This window comes from Microbacterium kyungheense (assembly GCF_006783905.1).
GTDB classification, from domain to species: domain Bacteria; phylum Actinomycetota; class Actinomycetes; order Actinomycetales; family Microbacteriaceae; genus Microbacterium; species Microbacterium kyungheense.
This window is the reverse complement of record NZ_VFPE01000001.1, coordinates 1,454,278-1,477,500: the sequence shown is the minus strand read 5'-3', so window position 1 is coordinate 1,477,500 and position 23,223 is coordinate 1,454,278. Positions and strand designations below refer to the sequence as shown.

At 71.0% G+C, this 23,223-nt stretch carries 23 protein-coding genes; 9 read left to right on the top strand and 14 right to left on the bottom strand.

The window, feature by feature from the left end:
• Window positions 1–553 (bottom strand): ATP-binding cassette domain-containing protein (locus FB391_RS06600; RefSeq protein WP_141893581.1); only part of this gene is annotated, 553 nt, incomplete at its 3' end.
• Between the two features lie 162 nt (window positions 554–715).
• Here FB391_RS06600 and FB391_RS06595 point away from each other — a divergent pair.
• The 6 genes from FB391_RS06595 (at window position 716) to FB391_RS06570 (ending at window position 6,559) form a co-directional block, all read left to right on the top strand.
• A complete protein-coding gene (locus FB391_RS06595) occupies window positions 716–1,399 on the top strand; it encodes a DedA family protein (protein WP_141893580.1) in 684 nt (227 codons plus the stop codon).
• Entirely contained in the window at window positions 1,396–2,697 is a 1,302-nt protein-coding gene (locus FB391_RS06590) for a sensor histidine kinase (RefSeq protein ID WP_141893579.1), read from the top strand. Before FB391_RS06595 ends, FB391_RS06590 begins: the two co-directional genes overlap by 4 nt.
• Window positions 2,694–3,365 carry a response regulator gene (locus FB391_RS06585; RefSeq protein WP_141893578.1) on the top strand — a complete coding sequence of 224 codons (672 nt, stop codon included), beginning with the start codon at window positions 2,694–2,696 and terminating at the stop codon, window positions 3,363–3,365. Before FB391_RS06590 ends, FB391_RS06585 begins: the two co-directional genes overlap by 4 nt.
• A gap of 109 nt (window positions 3,366–3,474) precedes the next feature.
• Window positions 3,475–4,818, top strand: a complete 1,344-nt coding sequence (locus tag FB391_RS06580; protein WP_141893577.1) for an acyltransferase family protein — start codon at window positions 3,475–3,477, stop codon at window positions 4,816–4,818.
• A gap of 9 nt (window positions 4,819–4,827) precedes the next feature.
• Window positions 4,828–5,475 carry a biotin transporter BioY gene (locus FB391_RS06575; protein WP_141893576.1) on the top strand — a complete coding sequence of 216 codons (648 nt, stop codon included), beginning with the start codon at window positions 4,828–4,830 and terminating at the stop codon, window positions 5,473–5,475.
• Between the two features lie 175 nt (window positions 5,476–5,650).
• A complete protein-coding gene (locus tag FB391_RS06570) occupies window positions 5,651–6,559 on the top strand; it encodes a siderophore-interacting protein (RefSeq protein WP_141893575.1) in 909 nt (302 codons plus the stop codon).
• 28 nt (window positions 6,560–6,587) lie between these two features.
• On the opposite strand, the gene FB391_RS06565 is transcribed toward FB391_RS06570, so the two are convergent.
• The 8 genes from FB391_RS06565 to sufB form a co-directional block, all read right to left on the bottom strand.
• A complete protein-coding gene (locus FB391_RS06565) occupies window positions 6,588–7,958 on the bottom strand; it encodes an MFS transporter (RefSeq protein ID WP_141893574.1) in 1,371 nt (456 codons plus the stop codon).
• Window positions 7,955–9,121: a MalY/PatB family protein gene (locus FB391_RS06560; RefSeq protein ID WP_141893573.1), complete on the bottom strand. Its 1,167-nt coding sequence runs from the start codon at window positions 9,119–9,121 to the stop codon at window positions 7,955–7,957. The genes FB391_RS06565 and FB391_RS06560 overlap by 4 nt, the downstream gene beginning before the upstream one ends.
• A 43-nt stretch (window positions 9,122–9,164) precedes the next feature.
• On the bottom strand, window positions 9,165–10,760 hold the full coding sequence (locus FB391_RS06555; RefSeq protein WP_141893572.1) for a serine hydrolase: 1,596 nt from the start codon (window positions 10,758–10,760) through the stop codon (window positions 9,165–9,167).
• A gap of 61 nt (window positions 10,761–10,821) precedes the next feature.
• Complete coding sequence (locus FB391_RS06550) at window positions 10,822–11,151, bottom strand: metal-sulfur cluster assembly factor (protein ID WP_045298811.1); 330 nt, start codon at window positions 11,149–11,151, stop codon at window positions 10,822–10,824.
• Between the two features lie 9 nt (window positions 11,152–11,160).
• Window positions 11,161–11,955: a Fe-S cluster assembly ATPase SufC gene (sufC, locus tag FB391_RS06545; RefSeq protein ID WP_141893571.1), complete on the bottom strand. Its 795-nt coding sequence runs from the start codon at window positions 11,953–11,955 to the stop codon at window positions 11,161–11,163.
• Window positions 11,956–11,970: 15 nt separating this feature from the next.
• Window positions 11,971–12,300: a non-heme iron oxygenase ferredoxin subunit gene (locus FB391_RS06540; protein WP_141893570.1), complete on the bottom strand. Its 330-nt coding sequence runs from the start codon at window positions 12,298–12,300 to the stop codon at window positions 11,971–11,973.
• The gene (sufD, locus tag FB391_RS06535; RefSeq protein ID WP_141893569.1) at window positions 12,297–13,484 is read right to left on the bottom strand and encodes a Fe-S cluster assembly protein SufD; all 1,188 of its coding nucleotides are present in this window, start codon (window positions 13,482–13,484) and stop codon (window positions 12,297–12,299) included. The genes FB391_RS06540 and sufD overlap by 4 nt, the downstream gene beginning before the upstream one ends.
• The gene (sufB, locus tag FB391_RS06530; protein ID WP_141893688.1) at window positions 13,485–14,903 is read right to left on the bottom strand and encodes a Fe-S cluster assembly protein SufB; all 1,419 of its coding nucleotides are present in this window, start codon (window positions 14,901–14,903) and stop codon (window positions 13,485–13,487) included.
• Window positions 14,904–15,180: 277 nt separating this feature from the next.
• On the opposite strand from sufB, the gene FB391_RS06525 reads away from it, so the two are divergent.
• Together FB391_RS06525 and FB391_RS06520 are read left to right on the top strand one after the other, a co-directional pair.
• Entirely contained in the window at window positions 15,181–16,125 is a 945-nt protein-coding gene (locus tag FB391_RS06525; protein WP_141893568.1) for a COX15/CtaA family protein, read from the top strand.
• A gap of 110 nt (window positions 16,126–16,235) precedes the next feature.
• A complete protein-coding gene (locus FB391_RS06520; protein WP_141893567.1) occupies window positions 16,236–16,694 on the top strand; it encodes a dinucleotide-utilizing enzyme in 459 nt (152 codons plus the stop codon).
• A gap of 67 nt (window positions 16,695–16,761) precedes the next feature.
• Here FB391_RS06520 and FB391_RS06515 read toward each other — a convergent pair whose 3' ends face one another.
• The 5 genes from FB391_RS06515 to FB391_RS06495 all read right to left on the bottom strand — a co-directional run bounded on the left by FB391_RS06515 (window position 16,762) and on the right by FB391_RS06495 (window position 20,772).
• Complete coding sequence (locus tag FB391_RS06515) at window positions 16,762–17,352, bottom strand: hypothetical protein (protein ID WP_141893566.1); 591 nt, start codon at window positions 17,350–17,352, stop codon at window positions 16,762–16,764.
• A gap of 218 nt (window positions 17,353–17,570) precedes the next feature.
• Window positions 17,571–18,095, bottom strand: coding sequence for a hypothetical protein (locus FB391_RS06510; RefSeq protein ID WP_141893565.1), 525 nt, complete (start codon window positions 18,093–18,095; stop codon window positions 17,571–17,573).
• On the bottom strand, window positions 18,092–19,381 hold the full coding sequence (locus FB391_RS06505; RefSeq protein WP_141893564.1) for an RNA polymerase sigma factor: 1,290 nt from the start codon (window positions 19,379–19,381) through the stop codon (window positions 18,092–18,094). The genes FB391_RS06510 and FB391_RS06505 overlap by 4 nt, the downstream gene beginning before the upstream one ends.
• A 3-nt stretch (window positions 19,382–19,384) precedes the next feature.
• Window positions 19,385–19,738 carry a YciI family protein gene (locus tag FB391_RS06500; RefSeq protein ID WP_141893563.1) on the bottom strand — a complete coding sequence of 118 codons (354 nt, stop codon included), beginning with the start codon at window positions 19,736–19,738 and terminating at the stop codon, window positions 19,385–19,387.
• Between the two features lie 86 nt (window positions 19,739–19,824).
• The gene (locus FB391_RS06495; RefSeq protein ID WP_141893562.1) at window positions 19,825–20,772 is read right to left on the bottom strand and encodes a heme o synthase; all 948 of its coding nucleotides are present in this window, start codon (window positions 20,770–20,772) and stop codon (window positions 19,825–19,827) included.
• Between the two features lie 334 nt (window positions 20,773–21,106).
• On the opposite strand from FB391_RS06495, the gene tkt reads away from it, so the two are divergent.
• A complete protein-coding gene (tkt, locus tag FB391_RS06490; protein WP_141893561.1) occupies window positions 21,107–23,209 on the top strand; it encodes a transketolase in 2,103 nt (700 codons plus the stop codon).
• Window positions 23,210–23,223: the final 14 nt, after the last annotated feature.

Sequence of the window (23,223 nt, the reverse complement as noted above, 5' to 3'; positions counted from 1 at the left end):
GCTCGTCGAGGATCATCGTCTGCGCGTCCGAGAACAGGATGCGCGCGAGCTCGATGCGACGCCGCTGACCGCCCGACAACGTCTTGAGCGGCTGATCGAGGATGCGGTCCGGCAGCGACAGGTTGTGCGCGATCGAGGCCGCCTCGGCCTCGGCCGCGTAGCCGCCCAGCGCCTCGAAGCGCTCGGTGAGGTTCGCGTATTTGCGCATGGCGCGGGCCGCGGCATCCACATTGTCCGAAGCCATCGCGAGGGATGCCTCGTGCATGCCGATCGCGAGCGAGCCCAGCCCGCGCGCGTCGAGGATGCGGGTGCGTGCCAGCATCTCGGGGTCGCCGGATCGCGGGTCCTGCGGCAGGTAACCCAGCTCTCCGGAACGCTCGACCTTGCCGTCCGCGGGGATGAGGTCGCCCGCGAGCACCTTGGTCAGCGTGGTCTTGCCGGCGCCGTTGCGACCGACGAGCCCGATCTTGTCGCCGTCGGACACGCGGAACGAGACGTCCGACATCAGTACGCGGGCGCCCACGCGGATCTCAAGGTCGTGCACGGCGAGCACAGCGGATGTCCGTTCCGTCGATGGTGAGAAGCGGCCGAATGGCCAGCCATCCAGTATACGGGCGCGGGGTGGCCGCCGGCGGCGCCAAATACCCCCGCAGAGGGATGCGGGTGGTACTTGAGGGCGATGTGCCCGATCGCACCGTGTTTCTACCGTCGCAGTGTGGACTTCCTCAACGAGCTCATCCTGCAGGCCGCCGCGTCGCCGTGGCTGCTCCTGGTCATGTTCGGCACCGCCGTGATCGACGGGTTCTTCCCGCCGATCCCGAGTGAGACGGTGCTCGTCGCCGCCGCGGCGGTGACCGCGTCGGCCGGCGTCGGGAACATCGTGCTGCTGTGCGCCGTCGCGGCGATCGGCGCCGTCATCGGCGACAACATCGCGTACGCGATCGGCCGGGCGGTCGGCGTCGGTCGGTGGGGCTGGATGCGGCGCCCGCGTGTCGCCGCCGCGGTGGAACGGGCGCAGCGGGCGCTGGAGCACCGGGGTGCGCCGCTCATCCTGGCCGCGCGCTACATCCCCGTGGGCAGGGTCGCGGTCAACATGACGGCCGGAGCGCTGCGGTACCCCTGGCGCCGGTTCCTTCCGCTGAGCGTCCTCGCCGGGATCACGTGGGCCGCGTACAGCGCGGCGATCGGCCTGCTGGCCGGCGCGTGGCTGGAGGGCCAGCCGCTGCTGAGCGCCGTCATCGGCATCGTCTTCGCCCTCGTGATCGGATTCGCGGTCGAGCGCATCGCAGCCGTGCGGCGGCGCCGCACGGCTGCCGCGACCGGGGCCGGCGAGACGGCCGCGCGCGAGACGGCCGCGCGCGAGGTGCCCGAGCCGTGCCCGGCCGAGGTGGCAGGATGACACCCGTGGCGGTGAAGGCGGAGCAGACCCGGTCGAAGCGGAAGCTGCGGGACGCGTGGCCGGCCGACCGGCGAGGTCGGATGATCGCGGTCCTCGCGCCGATCGCGCTGGTGCTGTTCAGCGTGCTCGTCCCCGTGCACGCTGCCGCGTACGGGACGCCGGTCGCCCTCGCGCTGCTGCTCGGCGCTGCGGCCGTGACGGCACCGCTCGCCGCGCTGTGGTACCCGAAGACGGCGATCGCGCTGTTCACCGCCGCCGCGGCCCTGCTCCCGCTGGTGGTCCCGCGCGACAGCGCCCTCTCGGCCCCGTGGCCGTGGTCGGTGCCGATGCTGATCGCGTTCGTGGTCATGGTGGCCGCCGTCACCCTCGAGTACGGCTGGCGCGTCGGGCTGGCGCAGTACGCGCTCGGCAGCGCCGCGGGCGTCGCTGCCGCCATCGTGTTCCCCGCCGTGCCGAGCGCCAACACCCTGATCGTCACCACGGCGGTGGTCGGTGGCGTCTACCTGCTCGCCGTGCTGCTGGCGGGCCGCATGCGGGTCGGCGCGGAGCTCACGCGCGAACGTGAGCTCACCGCGCTGGAGCAGTCCCGCCGGCTCGTGGTCGAGGAGCGCACGCGCATCGCGCGGGAGCTGCACGACGTCGTCGCGCACGGGATGTCGCTCATCCAGGTGCAGGCATCCACCGCGAAGTACCGCGTCCCCGGGCTGCCCGACGAGGCCGCCCGCGAGTTCGACGAGATCGCGCAGACGGCGCGCACCGGACTGGCCGAGATGCGGCGCCTGCTCGGTGTGCTGCGCACCGACGACCAGTCGGCCGACCTCGTGCCGCAGCAGGGGCTTCGCGACATCCCTGGCCTCGTCGAGACCGTCCGGCGCGCCGGTGCCGACCTCGACGCGACGATCGCCGTGCCGGACTCGCCGGTGCCCGGCGCCGTCGACATCGCGGCCTTCCGGATCGTGCAGGAGGCGCTGAGCAACGCCGTGCGCCACGCGCCCGGTGCGCCGATCGTCCTCCGCGTCGACGTGGATGCCGTCGCCGTGCGCCTGCTCGTGCGCAACGGGCCGTCACCCGATGGGGACGCCGCCTCCGCGCCGGCGTCCGCCGTCGCAGGACACGGGCTCGTCGGCATGGCCGAGCGCGCGGCGCTGGTGGGCGGTAGCGTGGACGCCGCGCCGGATGCCGACGGCGGCTGGACGGTGAGCGCGGTCCTTCCGGTGCCGCCACCCCCGCCGGAGCCTCCCCGCAACCCTCATCCCCGCGACAACCCTCATCCCCGCGACAACGGAGAGTCCACGTGACGATCAGCGTCCTCATCGCCGACGACCAGGCGATGGTGCGTGCCGGCTTCGCGGCGCTGCTGGACGCGCAGGACGACATCCGCGTCGTCGGTCAGGCGGCCGACGGCGCTCAGGCGGTCACGCTCGCCGCGCGCACAGACCCCGATGTCGTGCTGATGGACGTGCGGATGCCCGAGCTCGACGGCATCGCGGCGACACGGCGCATCCTCGGCCCGTCGTACCCGGCGGCGCATGTCCCGCGCATCCTCATGCTGACGACCTTCGACATCGACGACTACGTCTACGACGCGCTGGAGGCCGGCGCGAGCGGGTTCCTGCTGAAGGACGCGCTCCCCGAGGATCTCGTCCACGCCGTGCGCGTGGTGGCCGGGGGCGACGCCCTCCTCGCGCCGAGCGTCACCCGTCGCATGATCGAGCACTTCGCCGCGCGCCGGCCGCGCGCGAGCCGGGCCGCCGCCGGGCTGCACGAGCTCACCGAACGGGAGCGCGAGGTGCTGACCCTCATCGGGCGCGGCCGCTCCAACGGCGAGATCGCCACCGAGCTGTTCATCTCCGAGCAGACGGTGAAGACCCATGTGGGCAAGGTGCTCGCCAAGCTCGGCGCGCGCGATCGCGTGCAGGCCGTGATCTTCGCCTACGACGCGGGCCTCGTCGAGCCGGCCTCCTGACGGGCCGCGGCATCCCCCCACGGGGTGAGGCGACGACGGCACCACGGTGCGATGACGCGGCGGACACCGCCCGCTTAGCCTTCCGGGACCGACGTCCCGAGGAGGACCCATGACCGTCGCAACGGCCGCACCCGCGGCATCCGCTCTCCGCCCTCGCGGCCGGGACCGAGCCGTCGATCTCGTCCGGGCCGCCTGCATCCTCGGCGTGGTCGTGCTGCACGCCATGATGGTCGGCGTCGCCGTGCCGGACGGCGCCCCGTCCTTCGTCAACGCGAGCGACGGCACCTGGTGGATCGTGCCGCTCAGCTGGGTGCTCCAGGTGATGCCGCTGTTCTTCGTCATCGGAGGGTTCTCGGCCGCCACCGCCTACCGGCGGTCGCGCGAGCGGGGATCGGATGCCATCGCGTTCGTGGCGGGCCGCGTGCACCGGCTGCTGCGACCGGCGATCGTCACGATCGGGGTCGTCGGGCTGCTCCTGGCGGTCCTCGCCACCGCCGGGGTCCCGGCCGATCTCGTGTCGCTGGCAGGCTTCCGCTTCTCGCAGCCACTGTGGTTCCTGGGCGTGTTCCTCGTCTGCCAGGCACTCGTGCCGGCGCTGCTGCGGTGCCACGAGCGCGCGCCGCTGCTCACGATCGGGCTGCTCGCAGCGGCCGCGGCGGGCATCGACGCCGCCCGCCTGGTCTCGGGAGTCGACGCGCTCGGCTTCCTGAACCTCGCGTTCGTCTGGCTCGCGCTGCAGCAGCTGGGGTTCTTCCTCGCCGACGGCCGGATCGACGCGCTCTCGCGTCGCACCCGCGTCATCGCCGCCGTCGGAGCGGTCGCCGGCCTGGCGGCGTCGTTCGTGAGCGGCATCCACTCCCCCGATCTCGTCGCCAACATCAACCCGCCCACGACGGCTCTGCTGCTGGTCGGCGTCGCCCACACCGCTCTGTTCACGCTGCTCCGCGAGCCGATCGCCCGGTTCGCGGACCGGCGGGCAGTGAGCAGCTTCACCGACTTCGTGACGCCTCGTGCGATGACGGTGTACCTGTGGCACATGCCGGTGCTGCTGAGCCTGGCCGGGGTGACGGCGGTGTGGGGGCTCAGCACCGGCCTGCCGCTGCCCGCGATCGGCGGACCGGCCTGGTGGCTGACCCGGCCGGCATGGCTCGCCCTCGCGCTCGCGGCGACGGCGGCGGTCGCGATCACCGCCGCGCGCATCGAAGCGGCCGCGCCGCCGGCGCCGACCGGCTCGCCGCGCCGCGTCACCCTGGCCGTGCTCGCGGGAACCTCGGCGGTGGCGCTGCTGCTCGTCGTGGGCACGACCGTGGCCACCGCGGCGATCGCCGTCGCGCTGCTGGCGGGGGCACTGCGGATCGCCTCTCTCCCGGTCCCGGCGCGTGTAGGGGTCGGACAGCGGATCGGCGGATCATTCGTGGACGGCGTCCAAGTTCCCGCGCCGGTGGCCCCCTAGGCTGAGGCCATGTCATCCATCGCCGCCGCCCCGGCCGCCTCCGCCGGCACCCGTCGCGTGCTCGCCGACGTCATCGCCCGCCCCTCCTCGCGCGCTCGCGCGTTCGCCCTCGACGCCGGTCTCGTCATCGCCGGCGCCGCGATCGTCGCGCTCCTGGCGCAGGTCGAGATCCCCCTGTGGCCCGTCCCGATCACGGGCCAGACCCTCGGCGTCATCGTCGTAGGCGCGGCCCTCGGAGCCGGGCGCGGAGCCGCGGCTCTCACGACCTACATGCTCGTCGGCCTCGCCGGCCTGCCCGTGTTCGCCGGCTTCACCGGCACGGTGGCCGCTGTCGGCAAGCCGAGCTTCGGCTTCGTCATCGGATTCATCTTCTCGGCGTTCGTCGCCGGATGGTTCGCGGAGCGCGCCTGGGATCGCCGGCCGGCACTCGCCTTCGTCGGCTTCGCCCTCGCGAGCATCGTCCCCTTCCTCTTCGGCATCCCGTACATGGCGTTCATCCTCAACGTCGTGATGGGCCTCGACCTGTCGTTCGCCGAGATCCTGCAGGCGGGTCTGCTGCCCTTCATCGTGGGCGGGCTCATCAAGGCGGGCCTCGCCGCGGCGATCATCCCGGGCGCGTGGGCGCTCGTGCGCAAGGTCGACCAGACGAAGGACTGAACGGGATGCCGCGGCTCGCGGCATCCCCCTCACGAGAGCCCCGGTCATTCGGCCGGGGCTCTCGCCTTCACCGGGCCGGGATGCCGCGCCTGATTGGCGATCCGGCGCGGCGCTCGGTAACGTGGACTCTGCGCTCGATTAGGGCACCCTTACCTAACTTCTCCCGGAGTCCCCCATGGCTGAGACCGACGTGCCCTACCGCTTCTTCCGCGCACGCGTGACGGCCGTCACCGATGTCACGCCGAGCTTCCGCCGCTTCACGTTCGGCGGCGCCGACCTCGCAGAGTACGGCGACCCCGGACTCGACCAGCGCGTGAAGATCGTCTTCCCGGCGCCGGGCGCACCGCTGGACGCCATGCCCACCGACGACGACTGGTATGCGCAGTGGCGCGCGCTCCCCGAGGAGCGGCGCCCGCCGTTCCGCACCTACACCACCCGCTACGTGCGCAACCACGTCAGCGAGGTCGATGTCGACATGGTCTCGCACGATGTGATCGGGCCGGCCTCGGAGTGGATCGCCAACGCCCGCCCCGGCGACGAGGTGCTGATCCTCGCTCCCACGACCGGGCACCACGGCGTCAGCTTCGGCATCGACTTCGTGCCGCCGGCGCAGGTCGACGCGATCCTGCTCGCCGGCGACGAGACCGCAGCGCCCGCCATCGCCGCGATCCTCGAGCAGCTCCCGCGCGACGCGCGCGGCGTGGTCGCGGTCGAGCTGCCGCACCCGGACGACGCGGCGTATCTGCCGCGGCATCCCGGGTTCGAGTACCGCATCGGGGCGCGCACCGCCGGCGAGCGGCACGCGCACCTGATGGCTGCGGTCGAGGACGCCGCGGCCGCGCTGGCTCCGGCCGGCGCGGGAGCGGACGTCGAAGAGATCGACATCGACACCGACATCCTGTGGGAGGTCCCGCGCACCGCGAAGGGCGGGGCCGCGCTGAAGAGCGCGCGGCTCTACGCGTGGCTCGCGGGCGAGGCGGGCGCGATCAAGGCGCTGCGCCGCCACCTCGTCGCCGAGCACGGTGTCGACCGCCGCGCTGTCGCCTTCATGGGCTATTGGCGACTGGGGCGCGCCGAGAACTAGGTGCGCCGAGAACGGGGTGCACCCTGCGTCAGCGCACCGTGGCGGCCTCGTGCGCGTGCCCGAGCCGAAGCCCCGGCACGAGTGCCGCGAGCGCCAGCACGCCGGTGATGGCGAACACGGCCGGGAACCCGGCTCCGCTCCCCGCGAGCGCAGTGAACACGAGTCCCGCCACGGCGATCGCCGATGCGGACCCGACCGAGTCCGAGATCGACAGCGCAGACGAGTTGAAGCCCTGGTTCTGCGGCGTGGAGTACGCGAGAGTCAGCACCGTGAGGCGCGGATACATGAGACCCATGCCGGCGCCTGCGAGTCCCCACCCCGCGATCAGCACGGCCGGGTGCAGCCCCAGCAGCGCCGTCAGCAGGGCGAAGCCGAGCGCCGCCACGAGCAGCGCCGTGCCGATCAGGGTGATGCGGGTGTTGCCGATGCGGTCGCCGAACCGACCCTGCACGTCGGCGGCCGCCGCCCACGCCAGCGCGGCGGCGGTGAGTCCTAGGCCGGCGAACGTCGGCGAGAAGTCGTAGTCGTCGATCAGCAGGTACGGCACGTAGATCTCGGCGCCGAAGAGCGCGCCCGCGATGAGGCCGCGCATGAGCACGACGCTCGGCAGCCCGCGCGCGGCATGCAGCGTGCCCCGCGGCAGCAGGGGCCTCGCCGCCAGCGCGATGACGAGGATGGATGCCGCCACCCCCACCCACGCCCATGCCCCCAGCTCTCCCGCGAGGCTGAGTCCCAGAGCTCCGACGGCGACAGCGACAGCGCACGCCACGCGCGGCACGATGCGCCCGGTGGCCGGCTCGTCCGTGTGCAGCGGGAGGCCGTACAGGCGCGCGACCACCATCGCGAAGGCGATCACCGTGAGCCCGGCGACGCCCAGGAACACCCAGCGCCAGTGCAGGAACTCCGTCACCGCACCGGCGAGGAAGGGCCCGATGAGCGACGGGACGACCCACGCCGCCGAGAACGCCGCGAACACGCGACCGTGCAGCATCCCGGGATACACCCTGGCCACCACGACGTACAGCGCGACCGTCTGCCCGCCGGTGCCGAGGCCCTGCACGAGACGTCCGGCCACCAGCACGGGCATCGTCAGCGCGACGCCGGCGATGACGAGGCCGACGACGAACAGCGCCACGGCGGTGGTCAGCGGCGCGAGCACTCCTCCCCTGTCGCACCAGGCGCCGACCACCACCATGCCGATCACGCTCGTCGCGAGCGTGCCCGCGAACGCCACGGCGTAGAGCCGATCTCCGTTCAGATCAGCGCTCACCACGGGCATCACGGTCGTGACGGCGAGCGACTGGATCGCCGCGAGGAAGATCAGCGCGACGGCGCCGATCGTGACCCAGACGTAGCGGGCGTGCCAGATGCTGGGGGCGGGTTCGGATGCCGTCGTCACGAGCTCGCGAGCGCGCCGAGTCGCACGATCGCCTCGCGGAGGACTTCGGGAGAACAGCCGAAGTTGAGCCGGACGTGCCCCTTGCCCTCTTCGCCGAAGTGCGGCCCGAAGTGCAGGGCGACCTTCGCCTCCCGGAGGATCTTCGCAGCCGGGTTGTCGCCCCAGCCGAGTGCGCTCACGTCGATCCAGGCGAGGAACCCGGCATCGGGGATGCGGTAGCGGGCGCCGGGCACGTGCTCGGCGAGCAGTGCGGCGAGCAGCACGCGGTTCTCGTCGAGCGCCGCGAGCTGCGCGTCGAGCCAGGCATCGCTCTCGGGCGAGAAGGCCGCCACCGCCGCAAGGGCGCCGAAGAGGCCGGTGCGCCACTCGACCTCGGCCGGGAGCGCCCGGACGACGGCCGTGGTCGCGTCGTCGGCCGTCACCATGAGCGCGCACTTCAGGCCTGCGGTGTTGAACGCCTTGCTCGCGCTCGCGACGGCGTAGCCGACGCGGGCGGCGGCGGGCGAGGCATCCAGGAACGGCGTGAACACGACGCCGCGGTTCACGAGCGGTGCGTGGATCTCGTCGCTGATGACGACGGCCCCGTGGGCTTCGACGAGCTCGGCGAGGGCGGCGAGGCTCTCACGCGAGTGCGCGGTGCCGGTCGGGTTGTGCGGGTTGCACAGCAGCACGGCCCGTGCGCCCGCGCCGAGAGCCGCCTCGATGCCCTCGAGATCGAGCTCCCAGGCCGTGCCGGTGTCGCGCAGCGGCACGCGCTCCACGACGGCTCCAGCCTCGGGGATGCAGTCGTAGAACGGCGGGTAGACCGGCGGCGTGACGATCACCCGGGCACCGGGCTCGGTCACCTGCCGCAGCAGCTCGACGACGCCCATCATGACGTCGCACGTGGTGCGGATGCGGGCGGGATCGACCGTCCACCCGAAGCGCCGGTCCGCGAAGCCGACGTAGGCGTCGCGGATGCCCGGGTCCGGCGGCGTGTAGCCCGTGTCGCCGAGCTCGATCGCACGCGTCAGCGCGGCGGTCACCGTGGGCGCCGGCAGGAAGTCCGTCTCGGCCACGAACAGCGGCAGCACGTCCTCGGGGTACGTGCGCCACTTCGTGCTGGTGCGCTGCCGGAGCTGCTCGATCGGGAGGGCCTGCAGGGGGGTGACGGTGACGCTCACCGTTCGAGCCTACCGAGACGGCGGCCCGGGGTCGCCGAGTGAGTCAGCGTGTGAAGGTGCCGAGGCCGTGCTGGTCGAAGTACTCGAGCACGAGCGTGTCGCCGTCGAACGTCGCCTTCGAGATCGATCCCGGCGGTGCGTTCTCGCTGAACGGTCGGAAGACGAACTCGTCCCCCGTCCAGTGCTCGAGCGCCCATCGCCCGGCCGGGCCGAGCGAGAGCTCCAGCCCGCCGTCGACGACGGCCACCGTCGCCGCGCCGAAGTAGTCGTTGGCGTACGTCCCCGCATATGTGTCGAGTGCCTGTGCCGGGGCGGCGTCGGCAGGGGGCTTCTCTCCGACGAGCGTCCCGAAAGGCTCGGACTCCCCTTCGAACACGCCCATGAACAGCGGCAGCCAGTCGCGGCGCTGCGCCCCGTACTGCGCGATGTCGAGGAACCGCGCGGCGATGCTCTCGGGCACGCCGTTGGCGGAGGCGTTCGAGAGCACGACGATGCCGAGGCCCGCCTCGGGCAGCAGCTTGAACACCGTGCCGGTGCCGAGCAGGAACGCCCCGGAATGGTTGACGTCGACGAGGCCGCCCGCCGTCGTGCCCACGTTGAACCCGTAGCCGTAGTAGCCGGCGCGCGACCCGAACGAGGACGGCGGTGATCCGACGATCTGCGGCGACATCGCGGGCACGAGCAAGGATGCCTGGATGAAGGGCTCGCCGTCGTGCTCTCCTGCGGCGAGCAGCATCGAGAGCCACGTCGTGAGGTCGGTCACGTTCGAGCTCACCCCGCCCGCCGGGGACTGCTGGTCGGGCTGACGCTGGTCGGGCGTCACGACCCACTCGCCGTCCAGCTGCATGTGCCCCTTCGCGCGGTTGTCGCGGGACTCCAGGTCGGCGAACCGGGAGCTCGTCGAGGTCATGCCGAGCGGCTCGTACAGGAGTCGCTCGGAGAGGTCCGCCCAGTCCTCCCCCGCGGCCCGGGCGACCGACTCCCCCGCCGCGGTGATGTCGAAATTGCCGTACGCGTACGTCGACCGCCACGGCGCGAGCGGGATCAGCCGCAGCCGGTCGAGGATGGCGGCACGGTCGTACCCGATCTCTTCCAGCTCGTCACCCGCGTGCTTGGAGAGTCCCGATCGATGCGCGTACATGTCGGCGATCGTCACGTGCGCGCCGACGTACGGGTCCGACAGCGTGAAGCCGTCCAGGTGATCGGCGACCGGCGTGTCCCACGTCACGTAGCCCTCGTCGATGGCGCGGGCCACGACGCTCGCGCCGATCGACTTCGAGACCGACGCGAGGGCGAACACCGTGTCGGCGTCGACGGGCTCGCCGCTGTCGAGATCGCGCACGCCGAAGCCGTCGGCGTACAGCACTTCTCCCTGATAGACGACGCCGACCGCGATCCCCGGCGTGCCCGAGGCCTCCATCGCCGTCCACACCGACGCGGAGAGGTCGTCGACCGCCGCCTCCACCTGGGCGCGCGTGACCGTCGCGAGGGCGTCCGCGCCGGGGTCCGGATCGACGGTCGACGTGGGTGCAGCGGTCGGCTCGGTGGCGACGTCGGCGAACGTGCAGCCTGTCGCACCGGAGAGGATCAGGACGGCGACGCCGACCGCAGACACGACACGTCTCTTGTTCCCCGACATGTGCCGAGTGTGGCACACGCCCGCGGGGCCGCGTCAACGGACGCGAGGAGTCCGGAAAGTGTCAGATCGCGAAGCCGAGCGCGCGCATCATGTCGCGCCCGTCGTCGGTGATCCGCTCGGGTCCCCACGGCGGCATCCACACCCAGTTGATGCGGAACCGCTCCACGATGTCGTCGAGCGCCTGCGCCGTCTGCTCCTCGAGCACGTCGGTGAGCGGGCAGCCCGCCGACGTCAGCGTCATGTGGATGACGAGCGCGTCGTTCTCGTCGTCCCACGCGAGGTCGTAGATGAGGCCGAGGTCGACGACGTTGATCCCGAGTTCGGGGTCCATGACGTCCTTGAGCGCCTCGGTGACCTCGTCGTACTTCTCGGGCGTGAGAGTAGCGGTCATGGGAAGATCCTACGCTTCGCTGCCGACGGGGGCGTCGGCGGTGTCTTCCTCGCCCTCGGGCAGGAAGCGGTCGTAGCCCTCGTCCTCCAGGCGCTCGGCGAGCTCGGGGCCGCCCTCCTCGACGATGCGGCCCTTCACCATGACGTGCACGAAGTCGGGGTGGATGTAGCGGAGGATGCGGGTGTAGTGCGTGATGAGCAGCACACCGAGGTCGGTCTCGGCCTTGGCGCGGTTGACGCCCTCCGAGACGATCTTCAGCGCGTCGACGTCCAGGCCCGAGTCGGTCTCGTCGAGCACGGCGATCTGCGGCTTGAGCAGCTCGAGCTGGAGGATCTCGTGGCGCTTCTTCTCGCCGCCCGAGAAGCCCTCGTTGACGTTGCGCTGCGCGAACTTCGGGTCCATGCGCAGGTTCTTCATCGACGACTTGACGTCCTTCGTCCACGTGCGGATCGACGGCGCCTCGCCGTCGATCGCGGTCTTCGCGGTGCGCAGGAAGTTCGTGACGGTGACGCCGGGGATCTCGACCGGGTACTGCATGGCCAGGAACAGGCCGGCACGCGCGCGCTCGTCGACGGACATCGCGAGGACGTCCTCGCCGTCGAGCGTGATCTCGCCGCTGGTCACGTTGTACTTGGGGTGACCGGCGATCGTGTACGCGAGCGTCGACTTGCCCGAGCCGTTGGGGCCCATGATGGCGTGGGTCTCACCCGTGCGGATCGTGAGCGACAGGCCGTTGAGGATGGGCGTGGTGCCGGCATCCGTCTCGACCGTCACGTGGAGGTCGCGGATCTCGAGAACAGACATTCTTCGTTACCTTCTTCAGTTCACATCGAGCGTGACGGACGGATCGATGAGCACGTCATCGCCGTCGAGAGTGACCGCGTACACCGGGACCGGCTCGTACGCGGGGAGGTTGAGGGGCTTGCCGGTGCGCAGCGAGAACGCCGAGCCGTGCGCCCAGCACTCCAGCGAGTCGCCGTCGACGAAGCCCTCGGACAGCGAGATGTCGCCGTGCGTGCAGGTGTCGCCGATGGCGTGCACCTCGCCGTTGGAGTCGAGCACGACCGCCATCGGCACGCCGTCGATCTCGACCCGGCGCGCCTCGTCCTGGACGAGGTCGCTGAGGCCGCACGCGCGCTGGGCGGTCATGCCAGGTCCTCCTTGGCGAGCTCTTCCTCTATGGCGGCGAACAGCTCGGTCTCGAGGTCGGCCACGCCGATCTTCTGGACGATCTCGGCGAGGAAGCCGAGCACGACCAGGCGCCGCGCCTCGGCCTCGGGGATGCCGCGAGCCTGCAGGTAGAACAGCTGCTCGTCGTCGAAGCGACCCGTGGCGCTGGCGTGGCCGGCGCCGCGGATGTCGCCGGTCTCGATCTCGAGGTTCGGGATCGACTCGGCGCGCGCACCCTCGGTCAGCACCAGATTGCGGTTCGCCTCGTACGAGTCGGTCGCGACGGCATCCGGTCCGATGAGCACGTCGCCGATCCAGACGGTGCGCGCCGCGGCGCCCTGCAGCGCGCTCTTGTACAGCACGTCGCCGGTCGTCTCGGCGCCCTTGTGGTGCAGGTAGACCTGGCTCTCGAGGTGCTGCCCCGAGTCCGAGTAGCTGAGGCCGTAGAGCTCGGCGCGCGAGCCGGTGCCCGCGAGCTCGACGCTCGGGTTCACGCGAACGACACCGCCGCCGAAGCTGACGACCACGTGACGGAGGGTCGCGTCGCGCTCGACGCGGGCCTGGTGGGATGCCGCGTGCACCGCGTCGTCGTCCCAGCGCTGCACCGTCACGAGCTCGAGGTGTGCGCCCTCGCGGACGATGATCTCGACGTTCTGGGCGAACTGGGCGCTGCCCGCGTGGCGCAGGACGACGGTCGCGCGGCTGTGACGGGATGCCTCGACCACGACGTGGGAGTGCCCGACGAGGTCTGCTCCCCCGCCGGTCGCCTCGATCACGACGGGCTCGTCGAGCTCGGCCTCGGCCGGGATCGACACGTACAGCGCCTCGGCGGAACGGCTCCACGCCACGGCGGCGGGCAGATCCTCGGGGACGAACACCTCGCCGCGCGGCGCCTGGCCGGCGGTGAGACCTGCGGTCGCCACCGGGCCGGTGACGCTCAGCGAGACGGCGCCGGCGTCGCCGGCGGCGTCCGCGAACAGGCGCTGCAGGCGCTGCACGGGCGTGTGCTTCCAGTTGACCTCGCGACCCGTGGGCGCCTCGAAGGCGGCGGGATCGGTGGAGCGGAAGCGCTCGGAGCGAGTCTGAACCGGTACGAACGCACCGGCGCCATCGGTGTGGCCCTTCGCGCCGGGGACGGTGGGGGCCTCAGTCGTGGGGCTCATCTAGCCGACGGATCCTTCCATGCCCATCTCGATGAGCTTGTTGAGTTCGAGCGCGTACTCCATGGGCAGTTCGCGGGCGATCGGCTCGATGAAGCCGCGCACGATCATGGCCATGGCCTCGTCTTCGGGAAGACCGCGGCTCATCAGGTAGAACAGCTGCTCTTCGCTGACCTTCGACACCGTGGCCTCATGGCCGAGCTGCACGTCGTCGACGCGGATGTCGATGGCGGGGTACGTGTCGGAGCGCGAGATCGTGTCGACCAGCAGGGCGTCGCAGCGGACCGTGTTGGCCGAGTGGTGCGCGTTCGCGTCGACGCGGACCTCACCTCGGTAGCCGGCGCGGCCGCCCCCGCGGGCGATCGACTTCGAGACGATCGAGGACTGCGTGTACGGCGCCATGTGGATCATCTTCGCGCCGGCGTCCTGGTGCTGGCCGGGACCGGCGAAGGCGACCGACAGGGTCTCGCCCTTGGCGTGCTCGCCCATCAGGAAGATCGACGGGTACTTCATCGTGACCTTCGAGCCGATGTTGCCGTCGATCCACTCCATGGTCGCGCCCTCGTGCGCCACGGCGCGCTTGGTGACCAGGTTGTAGACGTTGTTCGACCAGTTCTGGATCGTCGTGTAGCGCACGCGGGCGTTCTTCTTCACGATGATCTCGACGACGGCCGAGTGCAGCGAGTCCGACTTGTAGATCGGGGCGGTGCAGCCCTCGATGTAGTGGACGTACGAGCCCTCGTCGGCGATGATGAGCGTCCGCTCGAACTGGCCCATGTTCTCGGTGTTGATGCGGAAGTAGGCCTGCAGCGGGATCTCGACGTGCACGCCCGGGGGCACGTAGACGAACGAGCCGCCCGACCACACCGCGGTGTTGAGCGCGGCGAACTTGTTGTCGCCGGCGGGGATCACGGTGCCGAAGTACTCCTCGAAGAACTCCGGGTGCTCGCGCAGCGCCGTGTCGGTGTCCATGAAGATGACACCCTGCTTCTCGAGCTCCTCGTTGATCTGGTGGTAGACCACTTCGGACTCGTACTGCGCCGCGACGCCGGCGACCAGGCGTGCGCGCTCGGCCTCGGGGATGCCGAGCTTCTCGTACGTGTTGCGGATGTCTTCGGGGAGGTCCTCCCACGACTGCGCCTGCTTCTCGGTCGAGCGCACGAAGTATTTGATGTTGTCGAAGTCGATCTCGCTGAGGTCGGCGCCCCACGTGGGCATCGGCTTGCGGTCGAATAGCTGCAGCCCCTTGAGGCGGGTCTTCAGCATCCACTCCGGCTCTACCTTGAGGGCCGAGATGTCGCGGACCACCGCGTCGCTCAGGCCGCGCTTGGCGCTGGCTCCGGCGGCATCGGGGTCGTGCCAGCCGAACTCGTAGACCCCCAGACCTTCCAGCTCGGGGCGATCGATCAGCACATCAGTCATCGTCACGTTCTCCTCCGGGTCCTGCGGTGTCATCCGCCCCGGCATTCCGGTTCCCCCGGTGGAGTTACCAGGGGTGGATGCCGCTCGTCGGGCCCTCTCAAAGCGGCGCAGAGATCGCGCCTAGACTGTCGGTGGTGCGCTGCGCCCCACATCTGTCATGAACAGACGTGAGCCGTTTGCGACCGACCCCTCGATTCTACAGGTTCCACCCCGTCACGGACGCGCGTCGTCCGTCACACGCGGCGTCCGGAGCCTCTCCCAGGAGGCGATCACCAGCATGTCCGCGGACCCGTCGACGACCACAGCACCCGGCGTGTGGCAGCGATTCCGGCAGTGGCTCCCCGACCACGTCGACGCCCGCGTGCGCGTGGCGGCGTGGATCTCGCTCATCCTCGAGATCGCGATCGTCGGCACGGGCGGTGCTGTGCGCCTGACGGATTCGGGACTCGGATGCGAGTGGCCGCTGTGCACCGCGGACTCGCTGTTCCCCACCGAGGCGCAGAGCTATCACAGCCTGATCGAGTTCGGGAACCGCGGTCTGTCGTTCTTCGTCGGCCTGGCCGCCGTCGCCGTCATCGTGTTCGTCTCGCGCATCCGTCACCAGCGACGCGACCTGTGGACCATGGCGTGGATCGTCTTCGCGGGCGTGCTCGTGCAGGCCGCGGTCGGCGGCATCCTGGTCCTGTTCGATCTGCACCCGAACCTGGTGTCGTTCCACTACATCGTGTCGCTCGTGCTCGTGGGCGTCTCGGCGGCGTTCGTCGCGCGCATGGGCCAGCCCGCCGGCCCGCGCGAGCTCGCGGTGCCGCGGTGGCTCGCCGTCGTCACGCACATCAGCTCGTTCGTGCTCGCCATCACCGTGCTGATCGGCGTGCTCACCACGGGAGCGGGCCCGCACTCGGGCGACCCCGAGGTCACGCTGCGCAACGGCTTCGATGCCACGGTGCTCGAGCACGTCCACTCGTGGCCCGCCTACGCGATGTTCGCCCTCACGCTGGTGATGGTGATCGGCGCGTGGGTCGTCGGCGCGACGAGGTTCCGCGGGTGGGCGATCGCGCTGCTCGCCGTCGAGCTCGTGCAGATCGCCGTGGGCCTGTACCAGGCGCGCAACGACCTGCCCCCGCTCGCGGTCGGCGTGCACATGGTGCTCGCCGCGATCGCCGTGGCGGTGATGACCGCCGTCGTCATGCACGTCAAGCGGCCCGTCGCGGCCGCCGCGTGATCCCTCCCCGCACAGGGAACGCATAGGGTTCGCATTGCGGGGCCACTGCCTCTGCTGTCAAGGTGGATGCCGCGACCACCCGGGTCGCGCCTTCGAGGAGTGATCGACACATGTCCACCCGTCCCCCTCTCGCCCGCAGCATCCCGTTCTGGGGTCTTCTCATCGTGTCGCTGGGCACCGCCGCCGGCGGCGCGTACCTGCTCACGTCCAAGCTGGGCTCCATGACGACCGTCCTCACGGACAACACCGCGACGCCGGTCGACGTCTACGTCGGGCAGTCCGTCGCCGTCGCGGGCGCCGTCCTGCTCGGCGCCGGCATCGTCGGCATCTTCCTGACCCTCGCTGTCGCCGCCCTCGCGACGCTGCGCCCCGAGCCGGCCGTCGAGGTCGTCGAGCCCGTCGCGGCGACGCCCGAGGCCGACGAGTTCCTTCCCGCCGCGGCGCCTGTCGTCCCGGCCGCGCCGGTCGCAGAGACTGCGCCGGTCGTCGAGGCCGCGCCCGTGGCCGAGGCCGCGCCCGTCGTCGAGGCCGCGCCGGCCGCCGAGACCGAGGACGGCCCCGCCCGCTGATCGGTACCCATCGAGGCCGCAGGGCTGAGCACGATCCGCTCACCCTGCGGCTTCGTCGTTCCCGGCGTCAGCAGCCCGGACCACGGGGGTCCTCCGCGCACGTGCGCTCCACGAGGGCGGTCCGCGCCTCGACGACCTGCACCGGGTAGTCGCCCGTCCGGGCCGTCACCACACCGTCGACCGCCCGCCATCCGGCGCCGAAGTTCACGGCCGCAGAGTACTCGGTCGCGACGCTCGACAGGTAGACGCCTCGCTCCTGGTACGCGTGACTCGTGTCGGTCGGCGTGAACTGCGGGCTGCCGGATGCCGCCCACGCGACGCCGCTCGACGCCGCCCGCAGCGACTGCCCGTCGCCGTACGAGAACACATAGGCGACCGGCGTGAACCGCACGGTCACCGGATACCCGAGCAGCACGCCGGGGATGTCCTGCGCAGAGGCCGTGGCCACGAAGTTCGTCGGCATGTGGACCACGCCGAACCCCGCCGGCTCACCGGTGAGCTGAGGCGTCGCCGGCCGGAACGACGCAAGATCCGCGAGCGTCACGGCGGGGAAGCCCGCGTCCACCGGCTCCGCCGCAGGATCCTTGCGAACGCATGACTCGTCGGACGAGTCGCAGGTCAGACCGGGTACGAACTCGTCGTAGATGATCTCGGGCACGTGACCATCCCCAGGAGGCGAGGCTGACGATGCTCCCGGTGAGCTCGGACCGCCGCCGTAGTCCTCTGAAGCACGAATGTCTACCTGCTGGCCGTTGTTGGTTGCGCTTCGACAGACTCCGGTCACGTAATCAGCTTCTGAGCAACTCACACTCGATGCGGCCATCGGTGTAGCAACGACGAACGACGTTCCAACCGCAAGCGCGAGAAGCACCGAGCTCAGCATGGGTCTCCTTCAACCGGCGACATCGACTCGATGATCTGCCGATCCCCCATGCGAACACTCTCGATGCTGATCATCACCGTGGCATCACGATCGGCTGGTGTGACATCCACTCCTGTTTTGTCGATTACCCGCGCGCCGCCCGAGTCGTAGCAAGCCTGAATCACAACATCACCTGTGGATACGTCCGCCGAGATGAAGCTCATATCCGTTACCGACGACGATCCGACAAGCTGAAGGCCGAGCTCCGCCAACTCGCGCCTCGAATCCACGTCGCGTTCCAGCGCATCGCCAACCAGAAAGCTCTGCGGATCGGGCTCGGAGTCAGGATCCTCACGCCTCGCGTTCGCGGCATCCACATACGCCCGGTACGTCTCCTCCGCGGCGGCGAACGCCTCGTCCTCGCTCGCGAACACCGCCGTGGGCGTGGGCGTGGGCTCCGGCGCCGGGGCGAGGCATCCACACAGCATCACGGCGGCCGCCGCAAACCCGAGGGTCACCGTCGTCGCACGCAGGATCATCCGTCAACCGTAACGGGACCCCCGGCACCGTCTTCCGAGTTATCCACAGCCGCGCGCGCCCGTGCGTCGGCGGTCTGGGCCTCCAGCCGTCCCCGTTCGGCGGCACTGCCGGCCAGGGCTGCGGCCGCCGCGTAGGCGTCCGCGGCCTCGTCCCACCGGCCGAGCTCGCCGAGGAACGCGGCGCGGGCCGCCGGCAGGTACGGGTAGCGGTCGAGGACCGGGTCTGTCGCCACCTCGTCCACCGCGGCGAGACCGGCGGCGGCGCCGTCGCGCATGCCGAGCGCGACGGCGCCGTTCAATGCGACGACGGGGCTCGGCCACGTGCGGTCGAGCAGGCCGTACAGCTCGACGATGCGGGCCCAGTCGGTATCGGGCCACGTCGGCGCCTGCGCGTGGACCGCGGCGATGGCGGCCGAGATCGCATACCTGTCGGCGGAGCCGGCGGTGGCCTCGGCGAGCAGGGCGAGACCCTCGTCGATGAGCGCACGATCCCAGCGGGCCCGGTCCTGGTCGGGCAGCAGGTCGTCGCGTGTGCCGCGGCGCGCATCGGTGAGCAGCATGAGGGCGAGGAGTCCCGTCACTGCACGGTTCTTCGGCAGCAGACCGTGCAGCATGCGGGTGAGCGCGATCGCCTCGTCCACGAGATCCGCGCGGACGACCGCATCCCCCGACGGCGGTGCGTGGCCGACCGTGAACACCAGGTACAGCACGTCGCACACGACGTCGACGCGCGCCGGCAGCTCCGCCGCGTCCGGGACCCGGAACGGGATGCGCGCGGCGGCGATCTTGCGCTTGGCCCGGGTGACCCGCGCCGCCATCGTGGGCTCGCTCACGAGGAAGGCGGCGGCGATGTCGCCGGTCGAGACGCCGCACACGAGCCGCAGCGTGAGCGCGACCTGCGCCTCCTTCGCGAGCGCCGGGTGGCAGCACGTGAAGACCAGCCGCAGCCGGTCATCGGCGTGCCAGGACGCCTCGTCGTCGGGCGGGTCCTCGCGCACGAGCAGTGGCAGCCGCCGGCGCAGCGCCGTCCGCCGCCGCAGCTCGTCGCGCGCCCGGTTCGCGGCGACCGTCGTCAGCCATGCACCGGGACGATCCGGGATGCCGCGCACCGGCCACACCTCGACGGCCCGCGCGAAGGCCTCCTGGGCGCTCTCCTCCGCGAGGTCGAGGTCTCCGGTCAGCCGCGCGGTCGTCGCCACGACCGCGGCCCACTCCTCGCGGTGCGCACGGCCGAGGGCGGCGTCGACGGCGTCAGCGGCCGGGCGCGGCGCGGTGGCGGCATCCATTCGTCAGCCGTGGTTCACGAGAGGCTGGACCTGAACGCCGGCGTGCCCTTCCGTGGTCTCGTGCAGGAGCGCGGCGAGGGCGAGGGCCTCATCGAGATCGGGCACGTCGACCAGGTAGAAGCCGCCGAGCACCTCCTTCGTCTCGAGGAACGGCCCGTCCGTGATCAGCGGCCGGTCCTTTCCGGCGCGCAGCGTCGTGGCGGTGCTGATGGGCTCGAGCTCGCCCGAGGCGAGGATCGCCTGCCCCGCCCGCTCGGTGAAGGCCCGATGGCCCGCATCGGTGGCACGCACGCCCTCGTCCGTGCGGGCGTCCCACTGCGCCTCGTCGCCGTAGATCAGGATCATGTACTGCGCCATCGTTCACTCCTTCGTCGTCGAGAGGCATTGTGCCCCTTCATCCTTCCGACGAACGAGCCCCCGCCGGAATCGACAGGGGCTCAGGATCAGAACGGCAGCAGCGGATCGATCGCGATCGCGACGAACAGCAGCGTCAGGTACGTGATCGAAGCGTGGAACACGCGCATGGGCCGCGGCTCGGTGCCACGGACGGCGCGGTTGTAGAGCACGTGCGACTCGTAAATGAACCATCCGCCGAAGACGACGGCCGAGACGGTGTAGACGAGGCCCATGTCGGCGACGGGGATCAGCAGCAGCGAGCACACGACGGTCGCCCACGCGTACAGGATCACCTGCAGGCCCACCTGCGAGCCGGCGCGCGTGGCGCCCAGCATCGGCACGTCCACGTTCTCGTACTGGTCCTTGTACTTCATCGACAGCGGCCAGTAGTGCGGCGGCGTCCACAGGAAGACCAGGGCGAACAGGATGACCGGCGGCCACGCGAGCGAACCGGTCACGGCCGTCCAGCCGATCAGCACCGGGAAGCACCCGGCAATGCCGCCCCACACGATGTTCTGCTCGGTGCGGCGCTTGAGGATCATCGTGTAGATCACGACGTAGAAGAAGATGGCGACGGCCGACAGCGTCGCGGCGAGCCAGTTCGTGGTGAGCCACAGCCACACCGTCGAGAACACCGCGAGCGACCACGCGAAGACGAGCGCGCCGCGCGGGGAGACCTCGCCGGTGACCAGCGGACGGTTCACGGTCCGCTGCATGTGCGCGTCGATGTCGCGGTCGAGGTACATGTTGAACGCCGCGGCGGAGCCTGCGCTCGCGGTGCCGCCGATGACGGTCGCGATGATGAGCCACAGGCTCGGGAACCCGCCCTGGGCGAGGATCATCACGGGCACGGTCGTCACGAGCAGCAGCTCGAGCACCCGCGGCTTCATCAGGGCGACGTACGCCTTGACGGTGCGGCCGATCCCCTGGCGAGCCGGGCGGGGTGCGTCGACGGAACTGGATGCCTCGTCCCCGGCCGTCCTGGTGATGTCCATGGCCCCCGCTATCGCCGCCTGCAGAATCTCCACAAGTCTAGGGCATAGGCCCGTGCCCACCCTGCCGGAGCCGGACGCCGCCGCGGCTGTTACCGATCACATCGGAGCGGACGAAGGAGTGAGCGGATCGTGACGAATGCGTCACCCGCCGGTGACCGTGGGCGCAATCGCGTCCGAAAGACTCTGTCACATTGACGGCTCGCATGGCCTGGGCGGCATACCGCTTCGCTATGCTGAACACACGCGCGCCCGCCGCCGATCTCCCCTTCTCCATCCGGACAAGGGCCGCGAATCGGCCATCTGCCGGGCGCACCTCCTCGAGAAAGGCGCCTGGGTGTCGGAACTGCGTTGGGAAGAGATCGATCGGCGCGCGGTGGACACCGCCCGCGTCCTCGCGGCGGACGCCGTGGAGAAGGTCGGCAACGGCCACCCGGGAACGGCGATGAGCCTGGCTCCCGCGGCATACCTCCTCTACCAGCGCGTGCTGCGCCACGACCCGGCGGACACCCACTGGGTGGGCCGTGACCGGTTCATCCTGTCGGCCGGGCACTCCTCGCTGACCCAGTACGTGCAGCTGTACCTCGGCGGCTTCGGGCTCGAGCTCGACGACCTCAAGGCGCTCCGCACGTGGGGCTCCCTCACCCCGGGCCACCCCGAGTACGGCCACACCAAGGGCGTCGAGATCACCACGGGACCGCTCGGCCAAGGCCTCGCGTCGTCGGTGGGCTTCGCATACGCCGCCCGCTACGAGCGCGGCCTGTTCGACCCGGACGCGGCGGCCGGGACGTCGCCGTTCGACCACTTCGTGTACGTCATCGCGGGCGACGGCGACCTGCAGGAGGGCGTGACCTCCGAGGCCTCGTCGCTCGCCGGCCACCAGGCACTGGGCAACCTGATCGCGATCTACGACTCGAACCAGATCTCGATCGAGGACGACACGAACGTCGCCTTCACCGAGGACGTCGCCAAGCGCTACGAGGCGTACGGCTGGCACGTGCAGGTGGTCGACTGGAAGAAGACCGGCCAGTACGTCGAGGACGTGGCCGAGCTCTACACCGCGCTCGAGGCTGCGAAGGGCGAGACGGCCAAGCCGTCGCTCATCATCCTCCGCACCATCATCGGCTGGCCCTCGCCCGGCAAGCAGAACACCGGCAAGATCCACGGCTCCGCCCTCGGCGCCGACGAGCTCGCCGCCACCAAGAAGGTGCTCGGCTTCGATCCCGAGCAGACCTTCGTCGTCGCCGAGGACGTCATCGCCCACACCCGCGCCCTCGCCGAGCGCGCCGCCGAGGACCGTGCCGTGTGGCAGGAGTCGTTCGACGCGTGGGCGGCCGCAAACCCCGAGCGCAAGGCGCTGTTCGACCGGCTCGAGGCGGGCGAGCTGCCTGCGGACCTGGCATCCGCCCTCCCCTCGTTCGAGGCGGGCAAGGACGTCTCCACGCGCGCCGCGTCGGGTGTCGTCATCAACGCGCTGGCCGCCGAGCTGCCCGAACTGTGGGGCGGATCGGCGGACCTCGCCGAGTCGAACCTGACGACGATCAAGGACGCGAAGTCGTTCATCCCGTCGGAGTGGTCCACGCACGAGTGGGCGGGCGACCCGTACGGGCGCGTGCTGCACTTCGGCATCCGCGAGCACGCGATGGGCGCGATCGTCAACGGCATCAAGCTGCACGGACCGACGCGTCCGTTCGGCGGCACCTTCCTGATCTTCAGCGACTACATGCGCCCGTCGGTGCGTCTGGCCGCCCTCATGGACATCCCGTCGGTCTTCGTGTGGACGCACGACTCCGTCGCCCTCGGCGAGGACGGCCCCACCCACCAGCCGGTCGAGCAGCTCGCGACGCTGCGCGCCATCCCCAACTTCACCGTCGTGCGCCCCGCGGACGCGAACGAGACTTCGGCCGCGTGGCTGGAGATCCTCCGACGCCAGGGCGGGCCCTCGGGCATCGCGCTGACGCGCCAGAACATCCCGGTGTTCGAGCGTGGCGACGGTGAGGCCTCCGGTGACGTGTTCGCCTCGACCGACGGCGTCGCCAAGGGCGCGTACATCCTCGCCGAGGCCCCGGGCGGCACGCCCGACGTGATCCTCATCGCGACCGGCTCCGAGGTGCAGCTCGCCGTCGCTGCGCGCGAGACCCTGGTCGCCGAGGGCGTGGGCGCCCGCGTCGTGTCGGCACCCTCGCTGGAGTGGTTCGCCGAGCAGGACGAGGCGTACCGCGAGAAGGTGCTGCCCGCCGGCGTCAAGGCACGCGTGTCGGTCGAGGCCGGCTCGGCGCTCACATGGCGCGGGATCGTCGGCGACGCCGGCCGCTCCGTCGCGATCGACCACTTCGGCGCGTCCGCCGACTACAAGACCCTGTTCCAGAAGTTCGGCATCACCGCCGAACACGTCGTCGAAGCCGCCCGCGAGACCATCGCGGCCGCGTCGGCCGAGTAACACGAGGAGAACGC

Bases quoted from the DNA above. Each gene is read 5' to 3' on its own strand.
- FB391_RS06590 (WP_141893579.1), top strand. From the start codon at position 1,396: ATGACACCCGTGGCGGTGAAGGCGGAGCAGACCCGGTCGAAGCGGAAG.
- FB391_RS06580 (WP_141893577.1), top strand. From the start codon at position 3,475: ATGACCGTCGCAACGGCCGCACCCGCGGCATCCGCTCTCCGCCCTCGC.
- FB391_RS06575 (WP_141893576.1), top strand. From the start codon at position 4,828: ATGTCATCCATCGCCGCCGCCCCGGCCGCCTCCGCCGGCACCCGTCGC.
- FB391_RS06570 (WP_141893575.1), top strand. From the start codon at position 5,651: ATGGCTGAGACCGACGTGCCCTACCGCTTCTTCCGCGCACGCGTGACG.
- FB391_RS06555 (WP_141893572.1), bottom strand. From the start codon at position 10,760: ATGTCGGGGAACAAGAGACGTGTCGTGTCTGCGGTCGGCGTCGCCGTC.
- FB391_RS06550 (WP_045298811.1), bottom strand. From the start codon at position 11,151: ATGACCGCTACTCTCACGCCCGAGAAGTACGACGAGGTCACCGAGGCG.
- sufC (WP_141893571.1), bottom strand. From the start codon at position 11,955: ATGTCTGTTCTCGAGATCCGCGACCTCCACGTGACGGTCGAGACGGAT.
- FB391_RS06540 (WP_141893570.1), bottom strand. From the start codon at position 12,300: ATGACCGCCCAGCGCGCGTGCGGCCTCAGCGACCTCGTCCAGGACGAG.
- sufD (WP_141893569.1), bottom strand. From the start codon at position 13,484: ATGAGCCCCACGACTGAGGCCCCCACCGTCCCCGGCGCGAAGGGCCAC.
- sufB (WP_141893688.1), bottom strand. From the start codon at position 14,903: ATGACTGATGTGCTGATCGATCGCCCCGAGCTGGAAGGTCTGGGGGTC.
- FB391_RS06525 (WP_141893568.1), top strand. From the start codon at position 15,181: ATGTCCGCGGACCCGTCGACGACCACAGCACCCGGCGTGTGGCAGCGA.
- FB391_RS06520 (WP_141893567.1), top strand. From the start codon at position 16,236: ATGTCCACCCGTCCCCCTCTCGCCCGCAGCATCCCGTTCTGGGGTCTT.
- FB391_RS06510 (WP_141893565.1), bottom strand. From the start codon at position 18,095: ATGATCCTGCGTGCGACGACGGTGACCCTCGGGTTTGCGGCGGCCGCC.
- FB391_RS06505 (WP_141893564.1), bottom strand. From the start codon at position 19,381: ATGGATGCCGCCACCGCGCCGCGCCCGGCCGCTGACGCCGTCGACGCC.
- FB391_RS06500 (WP_141893563.1), bottom strand. From the start codon at position 19,738: ATGGCGCAGTACATGATCCTGATCTACGGCGACGAGGCGCAGTGGGAC.
- FB391_RS06495 (WP_141893562.1), bottom strand. From the start codon at position 20,772: ATGGACATCACCAGGACGGCCGGGGACGAGGCATCCAGTTCCGTCGAC.